This is a genomic window from Pseudomonas hefeiensis, from assembly GCF_030687835.1.
GTDB lineage: Bacteria > Pseudomonadota > Gammaproteobacteria > Pseudomonadales > Pseudomonadaceae > Aquipseudomonas > Aquipseudomonas hefeiensis.
This window is the reverse complement of sequence record NZ_CP117449.1, coordinates 696,555-721,161: the sequence shown is the minus strand read 5'-3', so window position 1 is coordinate 721,161 and position 24,607 is coordinate 696,555. Positions and strand designations below refer to the sequence as shown.

Genomic DNA, 24,607 nt, shown 5'->3' with positions numbered 1-24,607 from the left:
CACCGCCAGTCATCCCACCCAGCGTTTCAGTTGCTGTCGCAGCCGGCGATTTTCGGTGCGCAACTGTTGGACTTCCTCCAGCAAATCCAGGGCCAGGGCGACGCCTTCCCACTCCAGGTCCAAGTCGTGACGCAGCTTGGCGGCACGCTTGGCCAGGAGCAGTTCGTAATCGGTGAAACGCCAATCCGCTGGAGCCGCGCCATGGGGTTCGAGAATGCCATGCTCGACGATTTCAATCACATGGATATCCGCCAACGCAGCGGCCTCGCAGAACTCCATCAGGTTCAGTTCAATGATCGGGTTGTTCATGGTCTGCTTCTCCCAATGCTGTAACTGTCGAGTCTAGCCCCCTGTGGGAGCAAAGCTTGCTCGCGATACAGGCGCCTCGTTCTTGAGAAACCGCGTTGAATCATCGCGGGCAAGCCTTGCTCCCACAGTTGACCGCGGTCAGAAATTCTCCCGCGGATCAAACGCAGCTTTCTTCGCCAGTTCCGCCCACAGCGCCTTGACCGCCTCGTCGCTGGTCTTGGGCATCACCGCCTTGAGCTGCACGAACAGGTAGCCGCGCTCGCCCGCTTTGTTGCGCAAACCGTGGCCCTTGGCGCGCATGCGCTGGCCGTTCTGGCTACCGGCCGGGACCTTGAGATTGATCTTGCCGGTGAGGGTCGGCACCGCCACCTCAGTGCCCAGCGCCAATTCCCAAGGCGCCAGGGGCAAGGTGATGATCAGGTCCTGGCCTTCGACGTCGAACTTGGGGTGCGGGGCAAAGCGAATGATCAGGTACAAATCACCATTGGCACCGCCACCGATACCCGGCGCACCCTGGCCCTTGAGGCGGATGCGTTCGCCGTCGGTCACGCCCAGGGGAATCTTCACGTTCAGGCTTTTGCTGGTATTGCTGACATGCTGGCCGGCGGCGTTGTACTGCGGCACCTGGAAGCTGACCTTTTTCGAATCGCTCGACAGGGTCTCTTCCAGGAAGATCGGTAATTCCATTTCCACGTCTTGCCCTCGACGGCCGGTGCTGCGGCCTGACTGTCCACCACCGAAACCCGGCCCGCGATTACCAAAAATCGAACTGAAGAAATCCGAAAAATCGCCGGTGTCCTGGCCACCGCCAAAACCGCCCCGGCTTTGCCAGCCCGGCGGTCCCTGGAAAGGCTGGCCGTGCTGGCCGTAGCGGCGCAGGTCGTCGTATTCGGCGCGCTTGTCGGCGCTTTTCAGCGCCTCATAGGCTTCGGAGACGTCCTTGAACTTGGTCTCGGCATCTTTCTCCTTACTCACATCCGGGTGGTATTTGCGCGCCAGTTTGCGATAAGCAGCCTTGATCGTGGCGTCATCAGCCGTCGGCTCCACACCCAGAATCTTGTAATAGTCTTTGAAGTCCATCGAAGGATCACCATCCGTTATCGATATCGCACCGCCACCCGCAGCATGCTCGTGATACAAGTCCTGGGGTTTGACCGATCTCAAGGTTTGTGACCGGGCGGCGCTTCAGAAGTTTATCGGCAGCCGGTGGCGGTTCTTGTACCCGCCCTGTGGCTACCAGGCTCATGCCAGCAAGTTTGGGGGTCAGACACGGTCTTTCAAGGCCGATGTTTGCGAATTAGCAGATAACCGGCCTTCGAATCCGCGCCGCACTGACATACACTGCGCGGCCGTTTTTTCAACTGGAACCCGAAAGACATGAAAAACGCATCCCCGGCCCGTGCCTGCGGCATCGACTTCGGCACGTCCAACTCCACTGTCGGCTGGCTGCGCCCCGGCATGGAAACGCTGATTGCGCTGGAGGACGACAAGATCACCCTGCCCTCGGTGGTCTTTTTCAATCTCGAGGAACGCCGCCCAGTGTATGGCCGCCTGGCCCTGCACGAATACCTGGAAGGCTACGAAGGCCGGCTGATGCGCTCGCTCAAGAGTCTGCTGGGTTCCAAGCTGATCAAGCACGACACCAGCGTGCTGGGTACGGCCATGCCGTTCAAGGATCTGCTGGGGCTGTTCATTGGCCAACTGAAGAAACGCGCCGAGGCCACCGCCGGTCGGGAATTCGAAGAAGTGGTCCTGGGTCGCCCGGTGTTTTTCGTCGACGACGATGAAATGGCCGATCAGGAAGCGGAAAACACCCTGGTGGACGTGGCCCGCGCCATCGGTTTCAAGGAAGTCTCGTTCCAATATGAGCCCATCGCGGCAGCATTCGACTATGAGTCGACCATCGAGAAAGAGGAGCTGGTGCTGATCGTCGACATCGGCGGCGGTACTTCCGACTTCTCCCTGGTGCGCCTGTCGCCCGAGCGCCGCACCCACGACAACCGCCACGCGGACATCCTCGCCACCGGCGGCGTGCACATCGGCGGGACTGATTTTGACAAGCAGCTCTCGCTGGCCGGCCTGATGCCGCTCTTCGGCTACGGCAGCCGCATGAAAAGCGGCGCCTACATGCCCACCAGCCACCACATGAACCTGGCGACCTGGCACACCATCAACGGCGTGTACTCACAAAAATCCACCCTGGCCCTGGCCAGCATGCGCTACGACATCGAAGACACCGGGGGCATCGACCGGCTGTTCAAGTTGATCGAACAACGCGCCGGGCACTGGCTGGCGATGGAAGTGGAAGAAACCAAGATCCAGCTGACCCACACCGACCAGCGCCACGTGCCGCTGGACCGGATCGAGGCGGGGCTGAGCGTGGACCTGAGCCGGGGACTGTTTGAATCGGCCATCGACGGCCTGCTGGAGCGGGTGCGCGGTAGCGTCACGCAATTGCTCAACGATGCCAATGTGCGCGTCGATCAGGTGGATACGGTGTTCTTTACCGGCGGCTCCAGCGGCATCCCGGCGCTGCGCAACAGCGTCTCGGCCATGCTGCCCCTGGCCCGGCATGTGGAAGGCAACATCTTCGGCAGCATCGGCAGCGGGCTGGCGATCGAGGCGATGAAGCGGTACGGCACCCAGGCCTGATCCGAGCTCTGCGGCGCGGCCATCGCGAGCGGGCTCGCTCCCACATTGAACCGCATTCCCTCTGAAGGAACTCGGTCAAACTGTGGGAGCGAGCCTGCTCGCGATGGCGTCAGAACAGGCAACGCCGATCAGATCAAACCATCCCCACCTGCTTCAACTCACTCTTGAGATACGCATAGTAGATCGGCCCCGCCACCACGCCCGGCAGGCCGAACGCGGCTTCGAACACCAGCATCGCCATGAGCAATTCCCAGGACTTGGCGCTGATCTGCCCACCGACGATGCGGGCATTGAGGAAGTATTCGAGCTTGTGGATCACGATAAGGTAGCCCAGCGCCGCCATTGCCACCCAGATCGACAGCGACAAGGCGACGATGGTGATCAGGGTGTTGGACATCAGGTTGCCAATGACCGGCAGCAGCCCCAACAGGAACGTCATGACGATCAGGGTCTTGGTCAACGGCAGGTGGATACCGAACAGCGGCAGCACCACCGCCAGGAAAATCCCGGTGAAGAAGGTGTTGAGCAGGGAAATCTTGATCTGGGCGAACACGATGTTGCGAAACGCCTTGACCAACAGGTTCAGACGGTCGAACAGTGCCGCGGCCAGGGGCTTGCGCTTGGTCAGGTCGGGGATGCGCTGCAGAGCGACGATGGCCCCCAGGACCATACCGATCAACAACGTCACGAACATGTGGGCCGCATCCTTGCCCACCAACTGCAAGTCGCTCAGGTGCTTGCTCATCCAGTCGCCAATGGCCACCCGGAACTCGGCCGCGCTGGCCGGCAGGTAGGCGTCGATGAACGGTGGCAACTGGCCCCGGGCGCGGTCGACCACCGCCATGAACATGTCCAGGGACGCGCCAGGGTTTTCCGCTTCATGGAGCAGGAAACTGATGGCCCCGGCGAAAATCAACGTCAGCACACTGACCACCAGCGTGCCCAGCAGCGCCACCGCCAACCAGCGGGCACGCCGGCCTTCGATCAGCCGTTGCAACTGCGGAGTGAGCATGTTGACCAGCTCGAACACCAGCAAACCGGCCAACAGGCTCGGCAACAGGCGCAGCGGCAGCACCAGCAACAACCCACCAAAAATGATCACCCAACTGATCACCAACAAGACATGACGCTGAGAAAACGTTGGCATACAGCCTCAGAACAAAACGGCGTGAAAGGATCGGCAGTCTGCCAGCGTTCCACCAACAGCACTAGGAATTGTATCGGCTGACCTCGATCACAGTGCAGGTGTTTTTTTGTAGCGCCGGTGAAGACTTATCGCGAGCAGGCCCGCTCCCACAATGGACCGGGAAGCGCAAATCTACTGTGGGAGCGAGCCTGCTCGCGATAAGGCCTTCAGGCTGAAGAAAATCCCAGCGGTTATTTTTTCTTCAGGCACTCACTCATGAACGCTTTACGCGCATCGCCTTTCAGCGCTTGGGTCGCGGCCGTGGCGTTGCAGGTTTTCATGCGTTCCTGCGGGGTACTCGCAGCGGCCGGGGTGGCTTTGAGACAGTTGCTCATGAAAGCTTTGCGCTCGTCGCCCTTGAGGGCCTTGGCGGTAGCGTCGGCATTGCAGGTGGTCATCTTGTTCTGTTGGGCCGTGGCGGCGAAGCCCTGGGAACACAACAGCAAACCGATCATCAACAAAGGGGCACGCAGCATCTTCATGATGTTTTCTCCTGGCTGCCGCACGATGGGTACGGCGATGAGATGCAGTGTAGACAACGCCTGTTACACCTTCATCTGCGCGAATTTCGGTGCCTGATCTACCGCCATCGCGAGCAGGCTCGCTCCCACAGTTGACTGAGTTTCTTCAGAAAGAATGCGATCAACTGTGGGAGCGGGCTTGCTCGCGAAGAACGATAACGCGGTCCGACTGGCTACACCCCGGCAGCCTTCAACCGCTGCGCATGCTCGACGAACAAACGAACCGGCTCGGCGCCCCTGCCCACCAGTCCCAGCGACTGGTTGACGATATCGAAGTGATCCAGCGGATAGTCATCGCCGATCACCGTGCCCAAGTGCGAGCTGTAGCGCCCGACCATGCCGTCGCATTGCCCGGCCTCACGCACGAAGGTGCGGGCGAACAGCCGGCAACTGCGGTGGGTGCCATCAAACAGGTTACGTCCCTTGTCGGTCTTGCCTGGCTGCAAGGTCCCGGACCAGGAGTAATAACGCACACCACTGACCACTTCCGGTCCGTTCCCGCCCCACGTTTCTGGCAGGCCCTGGGGATATTGCTGGTTGAACAGGGCCACGCCTGCGGTAGTGAGAGAGCCGTGGGACGCCTGGATATCCACCGGCAACCTGGGCCCGCGATAACCGGTTTCCAGCAGGCTCATCAGGGCGCCGATCAACCGAAGCAAGGCACTGAGCAAGCGGCCCTTGGCGCTGTTGGCCGGGTAATGGGTCTGCAGGTAATCAGCCAGTTCGGAACCATGGTTGGTGCCGGCCACCGAGGTGACCGATGCCACCAGGTCCGGGCGCTTGGCCGCCGCGTAACGTGCCGTGAGGGCGCCCTGGCTATGGCCGATCAGGTTGACTTTCTGTGCACCGGTTTGCTTGAGGATCTCCTCGATCCGCCCCAGCAACTGCTCGCCGCGTACCTCGGATGAGTGCAGCGGCGACACCTGCACAGCAATCACCGTTGCCCCTCCCCGGCGCAGCGCCGAAACGATCCCATACCAATACGGATACAGCACCAGACGAATGAACCCGAGCATTCCGGGGACCAGCACCAGCGGGTAACGAGTGGCGCACTGTTGTGACATGGCGACATCCTTGATCAATAGGTGGTCAGCATCGGTATCGATGATGACCAGTCTATGACACCCGCGCCATCAGAACGTCTGCGCCAACCCCAGCAGGCGTTGCTCAGCCTCGGCGCAGGACTGGGCGAAACTGCGCTCGGCCGACTCCTCGCCTTCGGCGGCAACCACCGTCACCTCGGTGATACCGATAAAGCCCAGCACAGTGCGCAGCAGCGTGTCGGCGTGGTTCATCCCTTCAAGCTGTCCACCGGGCCCGAAACCGAAATCGCCACGACTGGTCACGATCAGCGCTTTCTTGCCCAACACCAGCGGCTCGTACTGCGACACACCGTTATCCAGGCTGTGATTGAACGTCAGCCCGATCCGCACAATCTGGTCGATCCACGCTTTCACGCCGCTGGGCACGCTGAAGTTGTGCATGGGCGCGGAGATGACCAACCGATCATGGGCCTGCAGTTCCGTCACCAATGCATCACTGAGTGCCAGATCCGCCTGCATGGTCAACGGTCGGGCTTGCGGTTCGGGGTAGAACGCCGCCGCGATGAATGCTTCGTTGACCGGAGGAATCACAGTGCGCCCCACTTCGCGACGGGTCAGTTGGCCATGCGGATGGGCCGCCTGCCAGGCCGAGACAAAACGCTCGGTCAGGCGTCGGGAGTGAGAGCGCTCACCACGAGGGCTGCCGTGCACGACAAGAATTTTGCTCATCTGAATCTCCTTGGATTGCGACTAGAATCAATAGATCTTTTCGGCTTGCAGCTTGATGTCGAACGCTGCGGCCGGGCAAATGAGTGCTCGTCACGCTAGATGAGATAAATTCATTCATCGCAATTCAGGAGATCAGCAATGTTTGCCACGCTGCCCCTCAACGCACTGCGCGTCTTTGAGTCTGCCGCGCGACTGCTCAGCTTCAAGGCAGCGGCGGCGGAACTGTCGGTGACGCCCACGGCGGTCTCCCATCAGATTCGCGCCCTGGAAACTTGGCTGGGCCTGCAACTGTTCGAACGGCTGCCGCGCCAGGTGCGGCTCACCGACGGCGGCCAACGCTTGTTCCACAGCCTGCACGGGGCCCTGCTGGAAGTGGCGCAAAGCGTCGACACCCTGCGTCCGCAACGCACCAACACTCACCTGACCCTTTCCACCACCGCAGCGTTTGCCAGCCTGTGGCTGGTGCCGCGCCTGGGCCGGTTTTATGCACGTCACCCGAATATCAACGTGCGCCTGGACACCCATTGCGAAGTGGTCGATTTGCATCAGGACGCCAGTGTCGATCTGGTGGTGCGCTACAGCCTGGACAGTTACACGAACCTGTATGGCTTGTGTCTTTTCGATGAAAACTTCGGCGTGTATGGCTCGCCGGAGCAAGTGGCCCTGGCCGCGCAGAGGCCGCCCACGCTGATCAGCGTGCGCTGGCACAACGCCAAACTGTATGCCCATGGCTGGGAGGCCTGGTGCGCCCAGGCCGGCGAAACCTGGCTGGCCCAGCAACCTTGCGTACGCGAGTACGACGAGGAGCATTACGCCCTGCAAGCGGCAATCGCCGGACAAGGCCTGGTACTGGCGAGCAATATCCTGGCTTCTGAAAGCGTCGCCAGCGGCCTGTTGGTGGCTTATCGGCCGCAGATCCAGGTCAACGGCGCCGGCTACAGCGCCCTGTGCGTTCCGGGCCGTGAACGCCATCCGCCGGTGCGGGCATTCTTCCAGTGGCTGGAACAAGAGGCGCGGCAATCCGCTCATGCACTGAAAAACTCAGTAAAACTTTTCGAGGATCGCGTCACTCAGATTTAGAGCGATCACGCCTGCAGAGCGTGACGCCCTACCGGATCAGCCTCCAGGAGAACGAGATGAGCGACATGCACCTATCCGATGTAACCACCCTGCGCGAACGGGCGCGGCAGAACGTGCAGAACGGCGCCGTGACCGAGGGTTATAGCGCTGATCGACAGGAAGTCATTCGCCTGCTCAACGAAGCGCTGGCCACGGAACTGGTGTGCGTGCTGCGCTACAAGCGCCACTACTTCATGGCCACCGGCCTCAAGGCCAGCGTGGCGGCCAGCGAGTTCCTCGAACACGCAAACCAGGAAGCCGAACACGCCGACAAGCTCGCTGAGCGCATTGTGCAGTTGGGCGGCGAGCCGGAGTTCAACCCCGACCTGTTGACGCGCAACTCCCACGCCCAGTACGTGGCGGGCAACACCCTCAAGGAAATGGTCTACGAAGACCTGGTCGCCGAACGGATCGCCATCGACAGCTACCGGGAAATCATCCAGTACATCGGTGAAAAAGACCCGACGACCCGGCGAATCTTCGAAGACATCCTGGCTCAGGAAGAAGAGCATGCCGATGACATGGCCGACATTCTGGCCGACTTGTAACACCCTCACAGGCCTCTTCGCGAGCAAGCCCGCTCCCACACTTGACCGCATTCATTCTGAAGAAACCCGGTCAAAATGTGGGAGCGGGCTTGCTCGCGAAGGGGCCCTAAGCCTCATCACAACAATCCATCGGCTAGCGGGTTGGCTTGACCGTCACCGGCGCCTTGCCGGCCTTCATCTGTTCCAGCAATGGCGCGCACTGGTTCGGCTCACCACCGCTGGGCGCAACCAGGGCCAACAACCCGGCCGCCGGCGCGGCAATGACGCCCAGCGCCACCATCCCGGCCCCACGCAGTATCAACGGCACGGCCTTGACGCCCGCCGCGGGCTTGGCGAAGGTGCCTCGCACGTACAAGGGCGAGCGCAGGGAAATCAAGCGCCAGCCCTTGGACTCCGGCGTAATGGTCAGGTCCAGTTGTTCGGTGGCCATGTTCGCCGTGCCATCGACGTAAATGATCGCGTTCGCGGTGTCGAACACGAACAGGCGGGTGGTCGCCAGGCCGGCCTTGATATCGAAGTCCGCCGCCGCGCAGTTGATCTTCACTTCCTCGTCGCCAAAGATTTTCCCCACCACGTAGTTGCCGACGTTCAGCCCTGCCAGTTCCATCAGCTCCCGACTGATGGCGCCGTCATTGATGAGCATTTTCAAAGTACCGTTGGAGGTGCCCAGCAACGCCGCCACCGAATTGCCACGGCCGGTGATATCGGCATCACCGTTCAGTTCGCCGAAGCTGGTTTCCATCGGCGCGAAACCGGGGAATAACTGTTTGAGCTTGAAACCCCGCGCCGTCAGCTTCGCCTGGCCTTCAAGGGGCCGGGTGCGGCCGTTGAGGCGGATCTGCGCATCGAGCCGGCCACCGGCCACACCGAAGCGCAGGGGTTCGAGGCTTAGTTGGCCGTCGTTGAGCAGCAGATGCGTGTAAAGGTCAGTGAAGGGTAACTGCTCACTGTGGACGATGCGCTTGCCGGTGAACTCCACGTCGGCGTCCATTACGCCCCAGCGCTCGGTACGAAATTCTTCCACGGGCAGTACTTTGTCGGACGGCTGTTTGCTCGCCCCACCCCGGGCCTTTTGTTCAGCGTTGGAATCGGCTCCGATCAGGGGTGCCAGGTCGCTGAACAACAGTTGATTGGACACCAGCGCGCCACTGAGTTTTGGCCGCGGCAGGCTGGCAACATAGGCCAGGTCACCGTGGATATCGCTATCGCCGATCTTGCCGTTGAAGGCTTCATAACGAAACAGTGCCCCGCCGGGCTCGTGGAGCTTGGCGATCAGGCGGCCATCGGTGGAATACGGCGGCGAATCCGGCAAGGTCACGCCGGTCAGCGGGTAAAGATTGGCCAGGCTGCTACCGGCCAGTTTCAAGCGCAGATCCAGCGCGCCCAGGTTCATCGGGTCGGTCAGCGTGCCGGCCAGTTCGACACGGGTATCGCCGACTTTCGCCTGGGCCTGCAACGGAAAAGGTTGCGACGCATCCTGTAGCGCCAACAAGCCACCGACCTTGCCGGAGCCTGCCAGGCTCTGTCCGTGGTACTGGCCGTTGACCTTGAAGGCAAACGCATAATCCTGGGGCGCCGCGCCTGCGTCCCGGGCTTTTTTCGCAGTCTTGTCACCGACGATATCGCTGAACGGGATGGGTTTGCCCAACGGGTCAATCAGCAGGTCCAACCGGGTTTTCAGCGTCTGGTCGTCAAGGGTGACGTGGCCCTTGTCGAAGCCGATGGTGCCGACGTCCACCACCCAGCTGGACGGTTCGGCGTCCGGGTCTTTCGGATCGAACTCAAACGTCCAGTTGGCACGGCCATCGGCCAGGCGTTGCAGGTTGGCGTCGGGCTCGGTCAGGTCGATGCGGGGAATCGCTACTCGCTGCGCCAGCAAGGCCAGGGGCGAGATGCGCAATTCGACGCGCTTGAGCGTGACCATTTGCGCGGTTTTCGACCAGTCCGGGTTGCCCAGGCTCAAGTCTTCGGCCACCACATGGGGCCACGGCACCCAGGCCCGCCAGCCGCCCTCCTCCGGTTCGCGCTGCCAGACCACCGCCAGGTTGCCATTGATGGCGAACGGGCGATGCAACTCCTCGGAAACCTTGGCGTTGAGCGGCGGCTTGATCCGGTTCCAATCAAAGAACGCGATGACCAGCACCAGCACGGCCAGCAGGACAACAAGGCTGGCGAAGGTCCAGGCGAGGATTTTTGAGGTGCGCGTCATGCACAAGGCTCCTGATGACAAGTCTGCGTCCGGACAAGCGACGCCTTGGAAGCACGAACCTGTAATCGGCTCGTTGTGAAGAGTAGGACTGGCGAAACAGCCAACAGGTTTAACTCTATGGGCGATGAACGGCACAAAAAACTCGAAAAACCTGACCGAACCGCCAGCTACGTGTTACCGACCCCGCACTTTTGCGAGGCGTGATTGGGTACAAAATACCCACTGCGGTGCAAAACATCGCCTCGGAAACACCCGTTCTAGAGCCTTCCGGCCAAACAATCAATTCCGTTGATTATTACCATTGCGTTTATGAACTTTTATATCGACTTATCGAGAGTAGCATTGCCTCCGTACCCACTTTATCGCCCCCCCAAGGAGCAATGATCATGAAACGCCAATTACTGATGAGCCTCACCCTTTCAATGCTGGCCTCGACCGCTTTCGCACTGCCAGCCTCCGAACAAGCCACGCCACAGATCAAGGACAGCCGCTCGGTCTATAGCCAGACCGTTGCTGATGATGGCTACGACCAGACCCGTCAAGGTAAGGAACTGGCTGAAGGCGGTTACGAGCGTACCCCTCAGGGTCAGGCAGTCGCTGAAGGTGGCTACGAACGCACCCCTCAGGGCCAGGCAGTCGCTGAAGGTGGCTACGAACGCACCCCTCAGGGTCAGGAAGTAGCTGAAGATGGTTACGAACGTACCCCTCAGGGCCAGGCAGTTGCTGAAGGTGGCTACGAGCGTACCCCTCAGGGTCAGGAAGTAGCTGAAGGTGGCCGTGACCGCCTGGAAGAAAAAGGCCTGGTTGAAGGTGGCTACGAGCGCACCCCACAGGGCGCCATTGCCGAAGGTGGTGGTGACCGTGTAATCGAACGCAACAGCGCCTTGAGCTGAGCCCATGGTGGCCTGGAAAAAAGCCCGATTCCTGCAATCGGGCTTTTACTTTCCGAGAACCTCGTTTCCCCGCTAGATCCCCTCTACCGTTCGACGTCGGCAAAGCCGATTTGCTAGAGTGCATCGCTTCCGTGAATCAGAAGTCAGCCCTGCGATGCTGCCCCGCGCCGAACAGAAACAACAGACCCGAAATGCCTTGATGGATGCAGCCCGTCATTTGATGGAGTGCGGCCGAGGGTTCGGCAGCCTGAGCCTGCGGGAAGTCGCCAGGACCGCCGGCATCGTCCCCACCGGGTTCTACCGGCATTTCGACGACATGGACCAACTGGGCCTGGCACTGGTCAGCGAAGTCGGCCAGACCTTTCGCGAGACCATCCGGCTGGTGCGCCACAACGAATTCGTCATGGGCGGCATCATTGATGCCTCGGTGCGGATTTTTCTCGACGTGGTGCAGGCCAACCGTTCGCAATTCCTGTTTTTGGCCCGTGAGCAATACGGCGGCTCGCTGCCCGTGCGCAAGGCCATCGCCTGTCTGCGTGAAGGCATCAGCTCGGACCTGGCCGCCGACCTGGCATTGATGCCCAAGTTGCAGCACCTGGACCTTGCCGCATTGAGCGTAATGGCCGACCTCATCGTCAAAAGCGTGTTTGCCACCCTGCCTGACATCATCGACCCGCCCGCTCACGCTCTCCCCGAACACCTCACGCCCCAGGCGAAGATTACCCAGCAACTGCGGTTCATCTTTATTGGTCTCAAACATTGGCAAGGGCTGGGCAGTACCGAGTAGCCGCCGAGATGTTTCCTTTGTGGGAGCGAGCCTGCTCGCGATAGCGGTGGGTCAGTCAACATTGATTCCACCGATGCACCGCAATCGCGAGCGGCGCGCTCCCACAGTATTTCGCGCAAGCTGCAAAATGGTGCGCGACACCAGCAAGCGCACCATAACGGCACGCAATCCGAACCATCCTGAAACGCCACCCCAGCTATTTCCTACATCTCCTTCTATTGGCAAGCCCCTTGCTCTAAACACAGCACCGTTCATTGCTGGAAGCCTTCCGATGCTGGTGATTCATCGCAGAATCGACACTCAACCCCGCTGGGACGCCGAGCTGCACCTGACCTTCGAGGCCCGCAGCAAAAGCCGTCTGCGCTGTTTCAGTGCCGAAGGTGAGGACGTGGGTCTGTTTTTGGAGCGAGGCCAGCCGCCGCTCTACGATGGCGAATGCCTGCAAGCTGAAGACGGGCGCATCGTGCGCGTCTGCGCCCTCCCCGAACAATTGCTGCATGTCACCTGCGCCAATGCATTTGAACTGACCCGTGCGGCCTATCACCTGGGCAATCGCCATGTTGCCCTGCAAGTGGGCGATGGCTGGCTGCGCCTGCTGGACGACTACGTGCTCAAGGCGATGCTCGAACAACTGGGTGCCAGCGCCGAAAACATTGAGGCGCCGTTCCAACCGGAACACGGCGCGTATGGCGGCGGCCATCATCACTCCCGACACGGCGACGAAGATTTCAACTACGCGCCACGCCTGCATCAGTTCGGCGTACGCACATGAATCCGGCGTGGGCGCTGCTGCGTCTGGCCAGCCCGCAATTGCCGATCGGCGGTTACAGCTATTCCCAGGGACTGGAGATGGCGGTGGATAACGGCCAGATCAAAACCTGCGACGAGGCCCGTCGCTGGATCAGCGATCAGTTGCTGTTGAACCTGGCACGCTTCGAGGCGCCTTTGCTGCTGGCCCACTGCACCGCCGCCGCGGCCGACGACTGGGACACCTTGCGGCAACACTGCGAAGAACACCGCGCCAGCCGGGAAACCCGTGAGCTGCATCAGGAAAGTCGGCAGATGGGCTATTCGTTGCAGCAGTTGTTGGGCGGCCTGCCAGAACTCGATACCGCGGCACGGAGTTTTTTTGAACAACGTACCGAACCGCACCTGGCCCTGGGCTGGGCCTTGGCCGCCCGTGCCTGGCACATCAGCCCTCAGGACGCTCTTGCTGCCTGGTTATGGAGTTGGCTGGAAAACCAGTTGGCGGTGCTGATGAAGACCCTGCCCCTGGGCCAGCAAGCCGCCCAGCGCCTGACCAGCGAACTGCTGCCGCTGCTGCAACAGGCCCAGCACGACGCCTCAAACATCGATCCCGACCACTACGGCAGCGCCGCGTTTGGCCTGTCCCTGGCGAGCATGGCCCATGAGCGCCAGTACAGCCGCCTGTTCCGTTCCTAGGAGACCCTCATGAACACACAACCTCTGCGCGTCGGTATCGGCGGCCCGGTGGGTTCCGGCAAAACCGCACTGACCCTGGCCCTGTGCCTGGCTCTACGTGAACGCTACAACCTGGCGGTGGTCACCAACGACATCTACACCCGCGAAGATGCCGACTTTCTGGTGCGCAACGAAGCCCTGGCGCCAGAGCGGATCATCGGTGTGGAAACCGGCGGTTGCCCGCACACGGCGATTCGCGAAGACGCCTCGATCAACCTTGAGGCCGTGGATCAATTGAACCGGCGGTTTCCGGGGCTGGATCTGATCCTGGTGGAATCGGGTGGCGACAACCTTTCGGCGACCTTCAGCCCGGAGCTGTCGGACCTGACCATTTACGTGATCGATGTCTCGGCCGGCGACAAGCTGCCGCGCAAAGGCGGGCCGGGCATCTGTAAATCCGACCTGCTGGTGATCAACAAGATCGACCTGGCGCCACTGGTGGGAGCGTCCCTGGAAATGATGGACAGCGACACCCAACGGATGCGCAACGGCAAGCCGTTCGTGTTCAGCAACCAGAAAACCGGCCAGGGCCTGGAGCAGATCATCGCCTTCATCGAACGCCAGGGCTTGCTGACCGCCGCCTGACTTTCAACTTCAACTGTTCACACCTTCAACAAGGAAGCTTATCCATGACATTCAAACGCCTGCTTGGCGCCCTCGCCCTGTTGCTGACTCCGGCCTTGGCCTTCGCCCACCCCGGCCACGGCGATAACGGCCTGATGGCCGGCCTCGGTCACCCCATCGGCGGGCTCGATCATCTGCTGGCGATGTTGGCGGTCGGCTTGTGGGCCGCCCAACAACAAGGCGCGGCGCGCTGGGCGCTGCCGTGCACCTTCGTCGCCAGCATGCTGATCGGCGGTTTGCTCGGCTTTGAAGGCCTGGACCTGCCCGCACTGGAAAGCGCAATTGCCGCCTCGGTGCTGGCCTTGGGCCTGGCAGTGGCGCTGGCGGTGCGCCCGCCGCTGAGCCTGGCGATTGGCGCGACGGCGGTGTTTGCGCTGTTCCATGGCGTGGCCCATGGTCTGGAACTGCCGGACATGACCAGTCCCTGGGCTTACGCGGCCGGTTTTGTCGCGGCGACGGCGGCGTTGCATGGCGCTGGCTACGCCGTGGTTCGCGTCTTGCCGCGAGCGGCCGCGCCACTGGTGCGTCTGGCCGGAGCAGGTTCGGCGGCGGCTGGGGTGTGGTTGTTGGCGGGTTGATTTCATCGGCGCCGTCAAGGGCCCCTTCGCGAGCAAGCCCGCTCCCACGCAGGTACGGTGTACACCGATCAACTGTGGGAGCGAGCCTGCTCGCGATGACGGACTGGAGGGCCCCGCCTCTCTCGAACTTGCCACTCTGCTACCATGTCGCGCAATCACCCTCCAGCCGTGACGACGTCCGCCAATGCCCGATGCTTCCCGCCCCGCTCCTGCGCCTGAACTGACTGCCCTGTTCGCCACGGTACGCCAGCACTTTCACGACGTGATCGTGCCGATGTGGCAAGGCCCGGGATGGAATGCCGAGCTGGCGCTGCCCTATGAATCTCTCGATACCCGGCACAAGCCGCTCGCGCCCCAGCGCTACCGGGCCATGGCCTGTGCGCGGCAGTTGTATGTGTTCGCCAGCCTGATCGGCGAAGTACCACAGGCCGAAGAACGGGCTGGCGCACTGTTCCGCTCGCTGCAGCGGCACTTCCATGATGGCGAACATGGCGGCTGGTTCTACAGCATTGACCCCCAAGGTGTACCGCTGGACACCGGCAAAGATCTCTACACCCACGCTTTCATCCTGTTTGCCTGCGCCCATTACTGGAGCAAGGTTCGCGAACCGCTGGTGGAGTCGGTGCTCAACGCAGCCCTGGAAGTCATCACCCGGCGCTTTGCGACCGGAGACGGTCTTTACGAGGCCAGCCTGGGACGCGATTGGTCGACACGCGAGTCCGGCCCGTTGCAAAACCCGCTGATGCACCTGGCCGAAGCCTTCCTCGCCACCCTCTCGGTTCGCGACGACGTCAACGTGCGTCAGGCATTGCTGGCCCTGTGCGATGCCATGTTCAAGCACTTCATTGACCCGCAGCAGCGCGTCATGATGGAGAAACCGGTGAAGGCTGTGGATAACTGGTTTGAGCCAGGCCATCAGTTCGAGTGGTATTACTTGCTGGCCTCATCGCCCATGTTGCGCGGCAGCAAGCTGCACACAGCCCTTGAGAGCAGCTTCAGCCGTACCGAACAGCAGGGCGTGAGCCCGCAATCCGGCGCGGTGTGCGCCATGCTGAGCCTGGGAGCACAGGTTGCGCCGCGGGACGCCACCCAGCGCATCTGGGCCCAGGCCGAGTATCTGCGCGCGTTGACCCTGCGCCCCGAAAGCCAGACGTTGCTGCGCCAGTTGCAGGCGTTGCAGCAACACTTCCTGCACCCCGAAGGCTGGCATGAATGCCTGGACGCTGACGGCACTGTCAGCCGCCAGGACATGCCCTCCACCACGCCGTATCACCTGCTGACCTGCTATCGCGGGTTGGCTGATTATCTGGGCTGACCGGTAAATCGCTGTCGCGGGCAAGCCTTGCTCCCACAGGGATTTGACCGACCTTGTCCCCCATGGATGAGTCAACTCTGTGGGAGCAAGGCTTGTCCCCCATAGATGATTCAACTCTGTGGGAGCAAGGCTTGCCCGCGATGAACGATAACGCGGTCTTACGCCTTGTTGCGCTCGATGGCAAACCCGGCCCAAGTTTGGCTCACCGGCATCAGCTCCAGGCTGTTGATGTTGATGTGGGCCGGTGTGTTGAGCACCCAGAAAATGGTGTCGGCGATATCCTGCGGCTGGATCGGCTCAGCCCCGGCATAGGTCGCGTTGTAGCGCTCCTGATCACCGGCAAAGCGCACCAGGGAAAACTCGCTCTCGCACAGGCCTGGCTCGATGTTGCTCACCCGCACGCCTGTACCTTGCAGATCGCAACGCAGGTTCAGGGAGAACTGTTTGACGAACGCCTTACTCGCCCCGTACACGTGGCTGCCAGGGTATGGATAGTTGCCGGCGATGGATCCCAGGTTGACGATCCCGGCACCACGGCCATGGGCGATCAGCCGCGGCAACAGCAGACGGGTGCTGTAGATCAAGCCTTTCACGTTGGTATCGACCATCGTGTCCCAGTCATCAAGGTCGCACTTGGGCGCAGGATCAACGCCCAGGGCCAGGCCAGCGTTGTTGATCAACCCCCGCAACTTGGCGAAGGACGGCGGCAGGTTGGCGATGGCCTCTTCCATGGCTTTGCGATCACGCACGTCAAGCACCAGACCATGCACTTCGGTCTGCTTCGACAGCTCGGCACACAGGGCATTGAGGCGTTCTTCACGACGACCGGTCAGCACCAGTTTCCAGCCTGCCTCGGCAAAACGACGGGCACAGGCTTCACCGAAACCGGACGTTGCGCCGGTAATAAACAGGGTGTTGGACATCGTGTTCTCCTTGGGGCTCAAACAGCCAATGGATGGAAATCGACCCCCAGCATGCCCGGCCTGGCACGGTAGGGGCAAGACTTCTGGAGACGAGGTTCCACCCAAAGATTGCTCATAAAACAACCAAACGGCTCCAGGCCTTATGAAACAAGGGCCACAGCCGGTTGCCCGCACCTTATCCACAGGCAGGTCCACAGCAATCGGGGGCAAGTGCAAATTCTACAAGCCGCTGTGCATAAGGCTTTGCGAAGGGTTTGGAAAATTTTTTCCCTTGACCCTGGAATGCCGGTTGTGCAGATCGACTTATCTGCTATAAGCCGATGGTAAAAACAACGATGGCTTCAAGCCAGTAAACTCGGCCCTCAGCGCGGTCTTTCCAGAGTTTAATCACAGACTTATCCACAGGCTTGCGCACAGATTTTCAAACCTTTTGCGGTACTCATAAAAGTGTTGACAACCATCGCTCGCGCTTGACCAAAAAACCCTGATCAAAAAACAACCACAGGCTTGAAAGCCACGTATCTAGAGGCTTACAGCCAGCTACTCCCACGTTACCCACAGCCGGTTCCACAGCAAACGGGGACAAGTCAAAACCGTGACAAAACAACTGTTTGCGGCGACTTTATGTCGCGGTTTCGCAGGGGCTCAGGATTGTTGTCCACAATTGCCACCGACACCCGAAAATCTTCATGTGGGAGCGGGCTTGCTCGCGAAAGCGGCGTGTCAGTCGACATCAATATGTCTGATCTACCGCCTTCGCGAGCAAGCCCGCTCCCACAGGGGATCTGTGGCGGGCACAGGAGATAAAAAAACCGGCGATCTCTCGCCGGTTTTTTCATGGCTGGTTCGTGTCAATGCCCGCCCAGATACGCGTTGCGCACCTCTTCATTGACCAGCAGTTCCTTGCCTGTGCCGGTCAGGCGGATTTCACCGTTGACCATTACATAGGCCCGGTCCGACAGCCTGAGGGCATGATTGGCGTTCTGCTCCACCAGAAAGATCGTCATGCCAGTGGACGCCAGTTCACGCAAAGTGGCGAAAATCTGTTTCACCACGATCGGCGCCAGCCCCAGGCTGGGTTCATCGAGCAGCAACAACTTGGGCCGGCTCATCAGCGCCCGGGCGATGGCGAGCATCTGCTGCTCGCCGCCGGACATGGTCATGGCCCGCTGGTTGCGCCGCTCCTTGAGTCGCGGAAACAGCTCGAACATGCGCTGCATGTCCTCGCTGGCGTGCTTGTCACCGATGGGAATGGTGCCCATCAACAGGTTTTCCTCAACCGTCATGTCAGGGAATACCCGCCGCCCTTCCGGCGATTGGGCGATGCCGTTGGAAGCAATGTAGTGGGACGATTTATGCGTGATGTCCACGCCCTGATAGATAATCTGCCCACTCGCCGCCCGCGGCTGGCCGAAGATCGACATCAGCAACGTGGACTTGCCGGCACCGTTGGAGCCAATCAGGCTGACGGTTTCGCCTTCCCCAATGTGCATCGAGACTTTTTTCAGGGCCTGGATCGGCCCGTAGAATACGTCCAGCTCCTTGAGTTCGAGGATAGGTCCACTCATACCAGCTCCTCTTCATCGGCACCCAGGTAGGCCGCGATCACCTTCGGATCGTTGCGAATCGCCTCGGGACCGCCCTCGGCGATCACGTTGCCGTGGTCCAGCACCACGATGTGGTCGGAAATGCTCATTACCATGCCCATGTCGTGTTCGATCAGCACCACGGTCAGATCGTGCTCGTCGCGCAGCAGCCGGATCATCGCGCTCAGCGCTTCGGTTTCCTGAGGGTTGAGGCCGGCGGCCGGTTCGTCGAGGCAGATGATCTGCGGACGAGTGCACATGGCACGGGCAATTTCCAGGCGCCGTTGCTGGCCGTAGGAAAGCTCACCCGCCAGCCGGTTCGCGCAATCCACCAGGTTCACCACTTCCAGCCAGTAAAAGGCATGGTCCAGGGCATCGCTTTCTGCCTGACGGTACCCCTTGGTGTTGAGCACGCCCGCCACCAGACTTCGATTGACCCACATGTGCTGGGCCACTAACAGGTTCTCCAGCACGGACATTTCCTTGAACAAGCGAATGTTCTGGAAGGTCCGCGCCAGACCTGCGCGGTTCACCAGGTGGGTGCCGCCGAACATCTTGTAGAACACCCGGCTGGCGAAGGTTTTGGGGGACACGAAGTCGGTGGGACGAAACGGTTCGCCCAACAGTTTGATGACATCGGTCCGTTCGCCGCGCACGTTGAGCTCGATTTTGCCGCCTGTGGCCTTGTAGAAACCGGTCAGGCAGTTGAACACCGTGGTCTTGCCCGCACCGTTGGGGCCGATCAGGGCGAAGATCGAGTTGCGCTTGACTTGCAGGCTGACGTCGCTGAGGGCCTTGATCCCACCAAACTGCATCATCAGATTTTCAACGCTAAGCACTACTTCGCTCATGGCGCTACTCCCTTACGCGGCGTCACCCCGGTACGACTGATGCGAATCAGGCCGCGAGGGCGCCAGATCATCATCAACACCATCAGCACGCCGAACAGCAGCACCCGGTATTCCGAGAAGCTGCGCAGCAACTCCGGCGCCACGGTGAGGACAAATGCGGCGATGACCACGCCCACTGTCGACCCCATGCCGCCCAATACCACGATCGCCAGAATCAGCGCCGACTCGAAGAAGGTGAACGACGACGGGTTGACGAAGCCCTGGTAACTGGCGAAGAACACGCCTGCCAGACCCGCTGTGGAAGCACCAATGGTGAACGCCGAGAGCTTGACCAGCACATGGTTCAGGCCCATGGAGCGACAGGCGATCTCGTCTTCGCGCAAGGCTTCCCAGGCGCGACCGACCGGCATGCGGGTCAGGCGATGTTTGACATAGAGCACCAGCAGCACGGTGATGAACAGCACGATGTAGATGAACAGGAATTTGACGTTAGGGTTGTAGGCCATGCCGAAGAACTCGTGGAACGGCACCCCGCCCTCCTTCGCTCGCCGGCCGAACTCCAGGCCGAAGAAGGTCGGCGACGGCACCGGCATGCCGTTCGGCCCGCCGGTAAACGATAGCCAGTTGTTGAGCACCAGCCGGATGATCTCGCCAAACCCCAGGGTCACGATGGCCAGGTAGTCACCGTGCATTCGCAACACCGGGAATCCTAATATGCACCCGGCCATCGCCGCCGCAATCGCCGCCAGCGGCAGCACCGTCCAGAACCCCAGCCCCAGGTATTGGTAACCCAGCGCCAGGCCATAGGCGCCGATGGCATAGAACGCCACGTAACCCAGGTCGAGCAGCCCGGCCAGGCCGACCACGATGTTCAGGCCCAGGCCCAGCAATACATAAATCAGCCCGAGGATGACCACCGTAAGCACGTATTTGTTGGCAAAAAACGGGAACACGATGGCGATCACGATCAGCGCCGGGATGATCCAGCGCAGACGCGATTTGTAGTCCGGGGGCAGCACATGCACGCCGGAGCTGGTGCTTTCGAAACCCTGGAGAATCTTCAGTCCCTTGGGGGTTTGCAGAAACAGGCTCAAGGCAAAGCGCCCGACCATCACGATCGCCACCAGCCAGCCCACGCGAGCCGGTTGCAGGTTGAAGCTGTAGCCGTCGAGCACTACGCCGACAATCGGCCCGAACACGATCAGCGAGATCAGGCCGGCCAGGATCGCGTCGATGACGCTCTTTTTGATATCAATCGGTTTATTGGCAGCAGACATACTTATACCTTCGCCACGTGTGGGCGACCCAACAGGCCTTGGGGACGGAAAATCAGAATCAGCACCAGCAGCGAGAAACTGAACACGTCTTTGTAGTCCGAGTTGATCAGACCGGCGAACAGCGACTCGGAGATACCGAGAATGATCCCGCCCAACATCGCCCCAGGCAGGGAACCGATGCCGCCGAGTACCGCTGCGGTGAACGCCTTGATGCCGATGATGAAGCCGGCATAGAAGTCGAACGTGCCGTAGTTCATGGTGATCAGCACACCGGCCAGGGCCGCCATGGCCGCACCGATGATGAACACGTAGGAAATCACCCGGTCGGTGTTGATCCCGAGGATGGAGGCCATCTTGCGGTCTTGCTGGGTGGCGCGGCACATGCGGCCGAGCTTGGTGTACTTGATGATGTAGGTCAGCAAGGCCATCCCGGCGAATGCGGCGATCAGGATGAATATCTTGGTGTAGGTGAGCTGGACGAAGCCGCTGCCGATGTCCACGCGCATGGCGCCTTCGAGCAACGTGGGCACGCCCTGTTGGCGAGCGCCCTGACTGATCTGGGCATAGTTCTGCAGGATCAGCGAGATGCCGATGGCACTGATCAGCGGTGCCAGGCGAGTGGAGTTACGCAGGGGTTTGTAGGCGACGCGTTCGATCACCCAGCCATAGACGCCGGTCACCACCACGGTGAACACCAGCGTGCCGAGAATCATGAGGGGGAAGGATTCGATACCGAACCAGGCCAGCAGAGCCAGACTGATCGCCGCGAGGTACGCAGAGATCATGTAAACCTCGCCGTGGGCGAAGTTGATCATGCCGATGATGCCGTAGACCATTGTGTAGCCGATGGCGATCAGACCATAGACCGACCCGAGGGTCAGGCCATTGATCAGTTGCTGCAGGAAAATACCATCCATAACGCAATCTCACGCATTTGAGAGACTGCAAGCACACCGCTGCGACGGACCGGGGTTCAGCCGCCGACGCTGCACGATGTGCGCGCAGCTCTCGGAAGAAAAGACAGGTACTGCATGGACACGGGTAAATCGCCCGGCACCTGGGACGCCGGGCGATTCAGCCGTTCATGTCACTTCTGTTTTTCCAGCTGATGGTATTTGCCGTCTTTGTCCCACTGGTAAACCACGTAGTCGGAGACTTTCAGGTCACCCTTGGAATCCCACTCCTTCTTGCCCATCACGGTCTGGACCGGATTGGCCTTGAGCCATTCAGCCGCGGCTTCGCCGTCGTTTTTCCCGGCACCGTTGAAACCGGCAGCCAGGGCCTGGATCGAGGCGTAAGCGTACAGGGTGTAGCCTTCAGGCTCGGTGCCCTTGGCACGGAACGCGTCCACCACGGCCTTGCTGTCTGGCAGCAGGCGCGGGTCGGCGCCGAAGGTCATGTATACGCCGTCGACGAATTGCGGGCCGCCAGCGGTGGTGACCAGTTCGTCGGTGACGATGCCGTCATCGGACATGAATTTCACGTCCTTGAGGCCTTGCTCACGCAACTGGCGGACCAGAGGGCCGGCTTCCGGGTGCAGACCGCCGAAGTAGACCACGTCGGCACCGGCCGCACGGATCTTGGTGACCACGGCGCTGAAGTCTTTCTCGCCACGGGTCAGGCCTTCGTACAGCACCGGCTCAACGCCACGCTTGGCCAACTGCGCCTTGGTAGCATCCGCCAGGCCCTGGCCATAGGTGTCCTTGTCGTGCAGGACGACGACTTTCTTGCCCTTGAGCACATCAACGATGTAGTCGCCGGCAACGATGCCCTGCTGGTCGTCACGACCGCACATACGGAACATCGCGCTCAGGCCGCGCTCGGTGACCTGCGGGTTGGTGGAACCCGGGGTGATGGAAATGATGCCAGCATCACCGTAGACCTCGGACGCCGGGATGGTGGACGAGGAGCAGAAGTGACCGACCACGGCGAGAACCTTGTCCTGGTCGACAAAACGGTTGGCCACGGCCACAGCCTGCTTCGGTTCGCAGGCGTCATCGCCGGCCACCAACTTGATTTTCTCGCCGTTCACGCCGCCTGCTTCGTTGACTGCATCGGCCGCAGCCTGTGCGCCTTTCATGTACTGCTCGCCAAATGCCGCGTTGGCACCGGTCATCGGACCCGCTACGCCGATCTTGATGTCGGCCTGAGCAAACGCAGAAACACCCAGCGCAGCTGCCACTGCGAGGGCCAGAAAGCCTTTCTTGTAAAACGTCTGGGACATGAGGTGGTGCTCCAAGGTTTTTTTAGTTGGCACTGCGACTTCACTGAAAAGCTCAGAGCAAGCGCCGTGCCATCGGTTTTTTATTCTGAAAAAAGTCGCTGCTTTATTGTTATTTCGACTGTTTCGAGCCCTTTTTTATTGGGCGTGCAACCGTCTAAACCGCACAAGGTACAACCATAGAACCAAATGGGTACAACCCTCCCTGAGCCATCATTGCAACCATCACACGAAACGACGTGCAACCCGCCTGTAACAACCCGCGTCACCTAACTGCACACTGGCGGTGCACAACTGCTACAACCCGCACCATAACAGGCTAGACGTTGTGGTGGAAAACGAGTGCTACGGCAACATTTTTCAACATTCAGATGACAATCCGCAGGCACTGGCCGGCGTGATACAGCGAAAAACCGGCTTCATACAAACAACTGCGCAAGCCTGTCCCGGCCAGTGGACGCATGGCAGCGAAGGGAACTGGCAGCGCGCTGGCGTTGCCGTGGCACAGATAGTCGGCAAAGGCTTTGCCCACCACTGTGCCGGTTGTCACACCCCGGCCGTTGTACCCCGTCACGGCCACCAGACCGGGGGCCGGCTCGAACAGGCGCATCAGATGATCGGGGGTGAAGGCGATACAACCGGTCCAGGTGCATTCCCATTCCACCGGCTTGAGGTAAGGGAAATAGTGCTGTTGCACACGGTCGGCCCACGCCTTGAGGAACCAGGTGGGCTTGCGATTGCCATTACCCAGGCTACCCAGTAAAAGACGCCCGTCCTTGTCCCGACGAATGCTGCTCAATACCTGGCGAGTGTCCCACGAGCCCTGGCCACCCGGCAGGATGCGCTGCGCCGCCTCCTCGGTCAGCGGAGCGGAGGCGACCTGGTAGTAATAACCGGGGAAGAAATTGCGCCGCAGCTCGGTCCAGTCACCTTCGGTGTAGGCATTGGAGGCGATCACCACTTGCTCGGCCAGTACCGAACCCTGGGCAGTTTGCACCGACCAGCGCTGGCCCTGGCGTTCCAGGCGCGTCACGGGGGAATGATCAAACAACTGGCCGCCAAGGTCGCTGGCAGCCTTGGCCAGCCCACTGGTGTAGGCCATCGGATTGAGCGTGCCGGCACGCCGGTCGAGCAACGCCGCAGCGATTTTCGAGGTGCCGGTGGCCTGGGCACATGCCTGGCCGGTGAGCAACTCCACCGGGGCGCCACGGCGCTTCCATTGTTCTTCACGACTGCGCAGATCCGCTTCGCCCCTGGCGTTGTGGGCCATGTGCAGCGTGCCTTCGCGCCGTAGCTGGCAATCAATGTTGTATTTATCGACGAGGCTGAACACCAGCGCCGGTGCCGCTCCCAGCATGCGATTGAGCTGGCTGCCCACCGCTTCGCCGAAGCCGGCTTCTATCTCGTCCGGCGGGATCCACAAGCCGGCGTTGACCAAACCGACATTGCGCCCCGACCCACCATGCCCGGCCCGATGAGCCTCCAGCACCGCGACGCGCTTGCCTTGCTCCAGCAAATGCACCGCCGCCGACAAACCGGTAAAGCCTGCGCCTATTACGCAGACATCCACCATGATTTCGCCAGTCAGCGCAGTATTTTCAGGTCGTTGCGGCGTGAGTTTTTCCCACAGACATTCTTCGCGTAACGGCATTGCCAGACTCCGGAAATGAAACCCAACCACTGCACAGTTCAATTGTGGGAGCGGGCTTGCTCGCGAAGGCGGCAGACCAGTCGACATTGATGTTGAATGACAG

24 protein-coding genes are annotated in these 24,607 nt (G+C 60.8%); 10 read left to right on the top strand and 14 right to left on the bottom strand.

Going from position 1 to position 24,607, the window contains the following annotated elements; translation table 11 throughout:
• Window positions 1-9: 9 nt before the first annotated feature.
• Window positions 10-309, bottom strand: coding sequence for a chaperone modulator CbpM (locus PSH57_RS03070; RefSeq protein ID WP_305387759.1), 300 nt, complete (start codon window positions 307-309; stop codon window positions 10-12).
• Between the two features lie 138 nt (window positions 310-447).
• Window positions 448-1,389 carry a DnaJ C-terminal domain-containing protein gene (locus tag PSH57_RS03065; protein WP_305387758.1) on the bottom strand — a complete coding sequence of 314 codons (942 nt, stop codon included), beginning with the start codon at window positions 1,387-1,389 and terminating at the stop codon, window positions 448-450.
• Window positions 1,390-1,686: 297 nt separating this feature from the next.
• Between PSH57_RS03065 and PSH57_RS03060 the strand changes: the two genes are divergently transcribed.
• A complete protein-coding gene (locus PSH57_RS03060) occupies window positions 1,687-2,961 on the top strand; it encodes an Hsp70 family protein (RefSeq protein WP_305416350.1) in 1,275 nt (424 codons plus the stop codon).
• A gap of 133 nt (window positions 2,962-3,094) precedes the next feature.
• Here PSH57_RS03060 and PSH57_RS03055 read toward each other — a convergent pair whose 3' ends face one another.
• The 4 genes from PSH57_RS03055 to PSH57_RS03040 form a co-directional block, all read right to left on the bottom strand.
• Entirely contained in the window at window positions 3,095-4,108 is a 1,014-nt protein-coding gene (locus PSH57_RS03055) for an AI-2E family transporter (protein WP_305387757.1), read from the bottom strand.
• 230 nt (window positions 4,109-4,338) lie between these two features.
• Complete coding sequence (locus tag PSH57_RS03050; RefSeq protein WP_305387755.1) at window positions 4,339-4,629, bottom strand: PsiF family protein; 291 nt, start codon at window positions 4,627-4,629, stop codon at window positions 4,339-4,341.
• Window positions 4,630-4,841: 212 nt separating this feature from the next.
• A complete protein-coding gene (locus tag PSH57_RS03045) occupies window positions 4,842-5,732 on the bottom strand; it encodes an esterase/lipase family protein (RefSeq protein ID WP_305387754.1) in 891 nt (296 codons plus the stop codon).
• A 69-nt stretch (window positions 5,733-5,801) separates the two neighbouring features.
• Window positions 5,802-6,440: an FMN-dependent NADH-azoreductase gene (locus PSH57_RS03040; protein ID WP_305387753.1), complete on the bottom strand. Its 639-nt coding sequence runs from the start codon at window positions 6,438-6,440 to the stop codon at window positions 5,802-5,804.
• Window positions 6,441-6,578: 138 nt separating this feature from the next.
• On the opposite strand from PSH57_RS03040, the gene PSH57_RS03035 reads away from it, so the two are divergent.
• A complete protein-coding gene (locus PSH57_RS03035) occupies window positions 6,579-7,520 on the top strand; it encodes a LysR substrate-binding domain-containing protein (protein ID WP_305387752.1) in 942 nt (313 codons plus the stop codon).
• Window positions 7,521-7,576: 56 nt separating this feature from the next.
• Window positions 7,577-8,107, top strand: a complete 531-nt coding sequence (locus tag PSH57_RS03030) for a ferritin-like domain-containing protein (protein WP_256229230.1) — start codon at window positions 7,577-7,579, stop codon at window positions 8,105-8,107.
• 133 nt (window positions 8,108-8,240) lie between these two features.
• Here PSH57_RS03030 and PSH57_RS03025 read toward each other — a convergent pair whose 3' ends face one another.
• A complete protein-coding gene (locus tag PSH57_RS03025) occupies window positions 8,241-10,316 on the bottom strand; it encodes an AsmA family protein (protein ID WP_305387750.1) in 2,076 nt (691 codons plus the stop codon).
• A 386-nt stretch (window positions 10,317-10,702) separates the two neighbouring features.
• On the opposite strand from PSH57_RS03025, the gene PSH57_RS03020 reads away from it, so the two are divergent.
• From PSH57_RS03020 to PSH57_RS02990, 7 genes are all read left to right on the top strand, one after another.
• Window positions 10,703-11,209, top strand: a complete 507-nt coding sequence (locus PSH57_RS03020; RefSeq protein ID WP_305387749.1) for a hypothetical protein — start codon at window positions 10,703-10,705, stop codon at window positions 11,207-11,209.
• A 154-nt stretch (window positions 11,210-11,363) separates the two neighbouring features.
• Entirely contained in the window at window positions 11,364-11,996 is a 633-nt protein-coding gene (locus tag PSH57_RS03015) for a TetR family transcriptional regulator (RefSeq protein WP_047227346.1), read from the top strand.
• Between the two features lie 271 nt (window positions 11,997-12,267).
• Window positions 12,268-12,768, top strand: a complete 501-nt coding sequence (ureE, locus tag PSH57_RS03010) for an urease accessory protein UreE (RefSeq protein WP_305387748.1) — start codon at window positions 12,268-12,270, stop codon at window positions 12,766-12,768.
• Window positions 12,765-13,439, top strand: a complete 675-nt coding sequence (locus tag PSH57_RS03005; protein ID WP_305387747.1) for an urease accessory protein UreF — start codon at window positions 12,765-12,767, stop codon at window positions 13,437-13,439. The genes ureE and PSH57_RS03005 overlap by 4 nt, the downstream gene beginning before the upstream one ends.
• 9 nt (window positions 13,440-13,448) lie before the next feature.
• Window positions 13,449-14,063: an urease accessory protein UreG gene (gene ureG / locus PSH57_RS03000; protein WP_077570691.1), complete on the top strand. Its 615-nt coding sequence runs from the start codon at window positions 13,449-13,451 to the stop codon at window positions 14,061-14,063.
• Window positions 14,064-14,107: 44 nt separating this feature from the next.
• A complete protein-coding gene (locus tag PSH57_RS02995; RefSeq protein WP_305387745.1) occupies window positions 14,108-14,680 on the top strand; it encodes a HupE/UreJ family protein in 573 nt (190 codons plus the stop codon).
• 184 nt (window positions 14,681-14,864) lie between these two features.
• A complete protein-coding gene (locus PSH57_RS02990) occupies window positions 14,865-15,995 on the top strand; it encodes an AGE family epimerase/isomerase (RefSeq protein ID WP_305387743.1) in 1,131 nt (376 codons plus the stop codon).
• 158 nt (window positions 15,996-16,153) lie between these two features.
• On the opposite strand, the gene PSH57_RS02985 is transcribed toward PSH57_RS02990, so the two are convergent.
• The 7 genes from PSH57_RS02985 to amaA all read right to left on the bottom strand — a co-directional run bounded on the left by PSH57_RS02985 (window position 16,154) and on the right by amaA (window position 24,504).
• Window positions 16,154-16,918, bottom strand: coding sequence for an SDR family oxidoreductase (locus PSH57_RS02985; RefSeq protein ID WP_214913572.1), 765 nt, complete (start codon window positions 16,916-16,918; stop codon window positions 16,154-16,156).
• Between the two features lie 851 nt (window positions 16,919-17,769).
• Window positions 17,770-18,486, bottom strand: coding sequence for an ABC transporter ATP-binding protein (locus PSH57_RS02980; RefSeq protein WP_076382886.1), 717 nt, complete (start codon window positions 18,484-18,486; stop codon window positions 17,770-17,772).
• Entirely contained in the window at window positions 18,483-19,355 is an 873-nt protein-coding gene (locus tag PSH57_RS02975) for an ABC transporter ATP-binding protein (protein ID WP_305387740.1), read from the bottom strand. The genes PSH57_RS02980 and PSH57_RS02975 overlap by 4 nt, the downstream gene beginning before the upstream one ends.
• Window positions 19,352-20,632, bottom strand: coding sequence for a high-affinity branched-chain amino acid ABC transporter permease LivM (gene livM / locus PSH57_RS02970; RefSeq protein WP_076382888.1), 1,281 nt, complete (start codon window positions 20,630-20,632; stop codon window positions 19,352-19,354). Before livM ends, PSH57_RS02975 begins: the two co-directional genes overlap by 4 nt.
• Before the next feature lie 2 nt (window positions 20,633-20,634).
• Window positions 20,635-21,549 (bottom strand): ABC transporter permease subunit, encoded by a 915-nt coding sequence (locus PSH57_RS02965; protein WP_256229239.1) that lies wholly within the window; start codon window positions 21,547-21,549, stop codon window positions 20,635-20,637.
• A gap of 170 nt (window positions 21,550-21,719) precedes the next feature.
• Window positions 21,720-22,856 carry a branched-chain amino acid ABC transporter substrate-binding protein gene (locus tag PSH57_RS02960; protein ID WP_305387738.1) on the bottom strand — a complete coding sequence of 379 codons (1,137 nt, stop codon included), beginning with the start codon at window positions 22,854-22,856 and terminating at the stop codon, window positions 21,720-21,722.
• 364 nt (window positions 22,857-23,220) lie between these two features.
• Entirely contained in the window at window positions 23,221-24,504 is a 1,284-nt protein-coding gene (gene amaA / locus PSH57_RS02955; RefSeq protein WP_305387737.1) for an L-pipecolate oxidase, read from the bottom strand.
• Between the last annotated feature and the right edge of the window lie 103 nt (window positions 24,505-24,607).

Bases quoted from the DNA above. Each gene is read 5' to 3' on its own strand.
- PSH57_RS03070 (WP_305387759.1), bottom strand. From the start codon at position 309: ATGAACAACCCGATCATTGAACTGAACCTGATGGAGTTCTGCGAGGCC.
- PSH57_RS03065 (WP_305387758.1), bottom strand. From the start codon at position 1,389: ATGGACTTCAAAGACTATTACAAGATTCTGGGTGTGGAGCCGACGGCT.
- PSH57_RS03060 (WP_305416350.1), top strand. From the start codon at position 1,687: ATGAAAAACGCATCCCCGGCCCGTGCCTGCGGCATCGACTTCGGCACG.
- PSH57_RS03055 (WP_305387757.1), bottom strand. From the start codon at position 4,108: ATGCCAACGTTTTCTCAGCGTCATGTCTTGTTGGTGATCAGTTGGGTG.
- PSH57_RS03050 (WP_305387755.1), bottom strand. From the start codon at position 4,629: ATGAAGATGCTGCGTGCCCCTTTGTTGATGATCGGTTTGCTGTTGTGT.
- PSH57_RS03045 (WP_305387754.1), bottom strand. From the start codon at position 5,732: ATGTCACAACAGTGCGCCACTCGTTACCCGCTGGTGCTGGTCCCCGGA.
- PSH57_RS03040 (WP_305387753.1), bottom strand. From the start codon at position 6,440: ATGAGCAAAATTCTTGTCGTGCACGGCAGCCCTCGTGGTGAGCGCTCT.
- PSH57_RS03035 (WP_305387752.1), top strand. From the start codon at position 6,579: ATGTTTGCCACGCTGCCCCTCAACGCACTGCGCGTCTTTGAGTCTGCC.
- PSH57_RS03030 (WP_256229230.1), top strand. From the start codon at position 7,577: ATGAGCGACATGCACCTATCCGATGTAACCACCCTGCGCGAACGGGCG.
- PSH57_RS03025 (WP_305387750.1), bottom strand. From the start codon at position 10,316: ATGACGCGCACCTCAAAAATCCTCGCCTGGACCTTCGCCAGCCTTGTT.
- PSH57_RS03020 (WP_305387749.1), top strand. From the start codon at position 10,703: ATGAAACGCCAATTACTGATGAGCCTCACCCTTTCAATGCTGGCCTCG.
- PSH57_RS03015 (WP_047227346.1), top strand. From the start codon at position 11,364: ATGCTGCCCCGCGCCGAACAGAAACAACAGACCCGAAATGCCTTGATG.
- ureE (WP_305387748.1), top strand. From the start codon at position 12,268: ATGCTGGTGATTCATCGCAGAATCGACACTCAACCCCGCTGGGACGCC.
- PSH57_RS03005 (WP_305387747.1), top strand. From the start codon at position 12,765: ATGAATCCGGCGTGGGCGCTGCTGCGTCTGGCCAGCCCGCAATTGCCG.
- ureG (WP_077570691.1), top strand. From the start codon at position 13,449: ATGAACACACAACCTCTGCGCGTCGGTATCGGCGGCCCGGTGGGTTCC.
- PSH57_RS02995 (WP_305387745.1), top strand. From the start codon at position 14,108: ATGACATTCAAACGCCTGCTTGGCGCCCTCGCCCTGTTGCTGACTCCG.
- PSH57_RS02990 (WP_305387743.1), top strand. From the start codon at position 14,865: ATGCCCGATGCTTCCCGCCCCGCTCCTGCGCCTGAACTGACTGCCCTG.
- PSH57_RS02985 (WP_214913572.1), bottom strand. From the start codon at position 16,918: ATGTCCAACACCCTGTTTATTACCGGCGCAACGTCCGGTTTCGGTGAA.
- PSH57_RS02980 (WP_076382886.1), bottom strand. From the start codon at position 18,486: ATGAGTGGACCTATCCTCGAACTCAAGGAGCTGGACGTATTCTACGGG.
- PSH57_RS02975 (WP_305387740.1), bottom strand. From the start codon at position 19,355: ATGAGCGAAGTAGTGCTTAGCGTTGAAAATCTGATGATGCAGTTTGGT.
- livM (WP_076382888.1), bottom strand. From the start codon at position 20,632: ATGTCTGCTGCCAATAAACCGATTGATATCAAAAAGAGCGTCATCGAC.
- PSH57_RS02965 (WP_256229239.1), bottom strand. From the start codon at position 21,549: ATGGATGGTATTTTCCTGCAGCAACTGATCAATGGCCTGACCCTCGGG.
- PSH57_RS02960 (WP_305387738.1), bottom strand. From the start codon at position 22,856: ATGTCCCAGACGTTTTACAAGAAAGGCTTTCTGGCCCTCGCAGTGGCA.
- amaA (WP_305387737.1), bottom strand. From the start codon at position 24,504: ATGCCGTTACGCGAAGAATGTCTGTGGGAAAAACTCACGCCGCAACGA.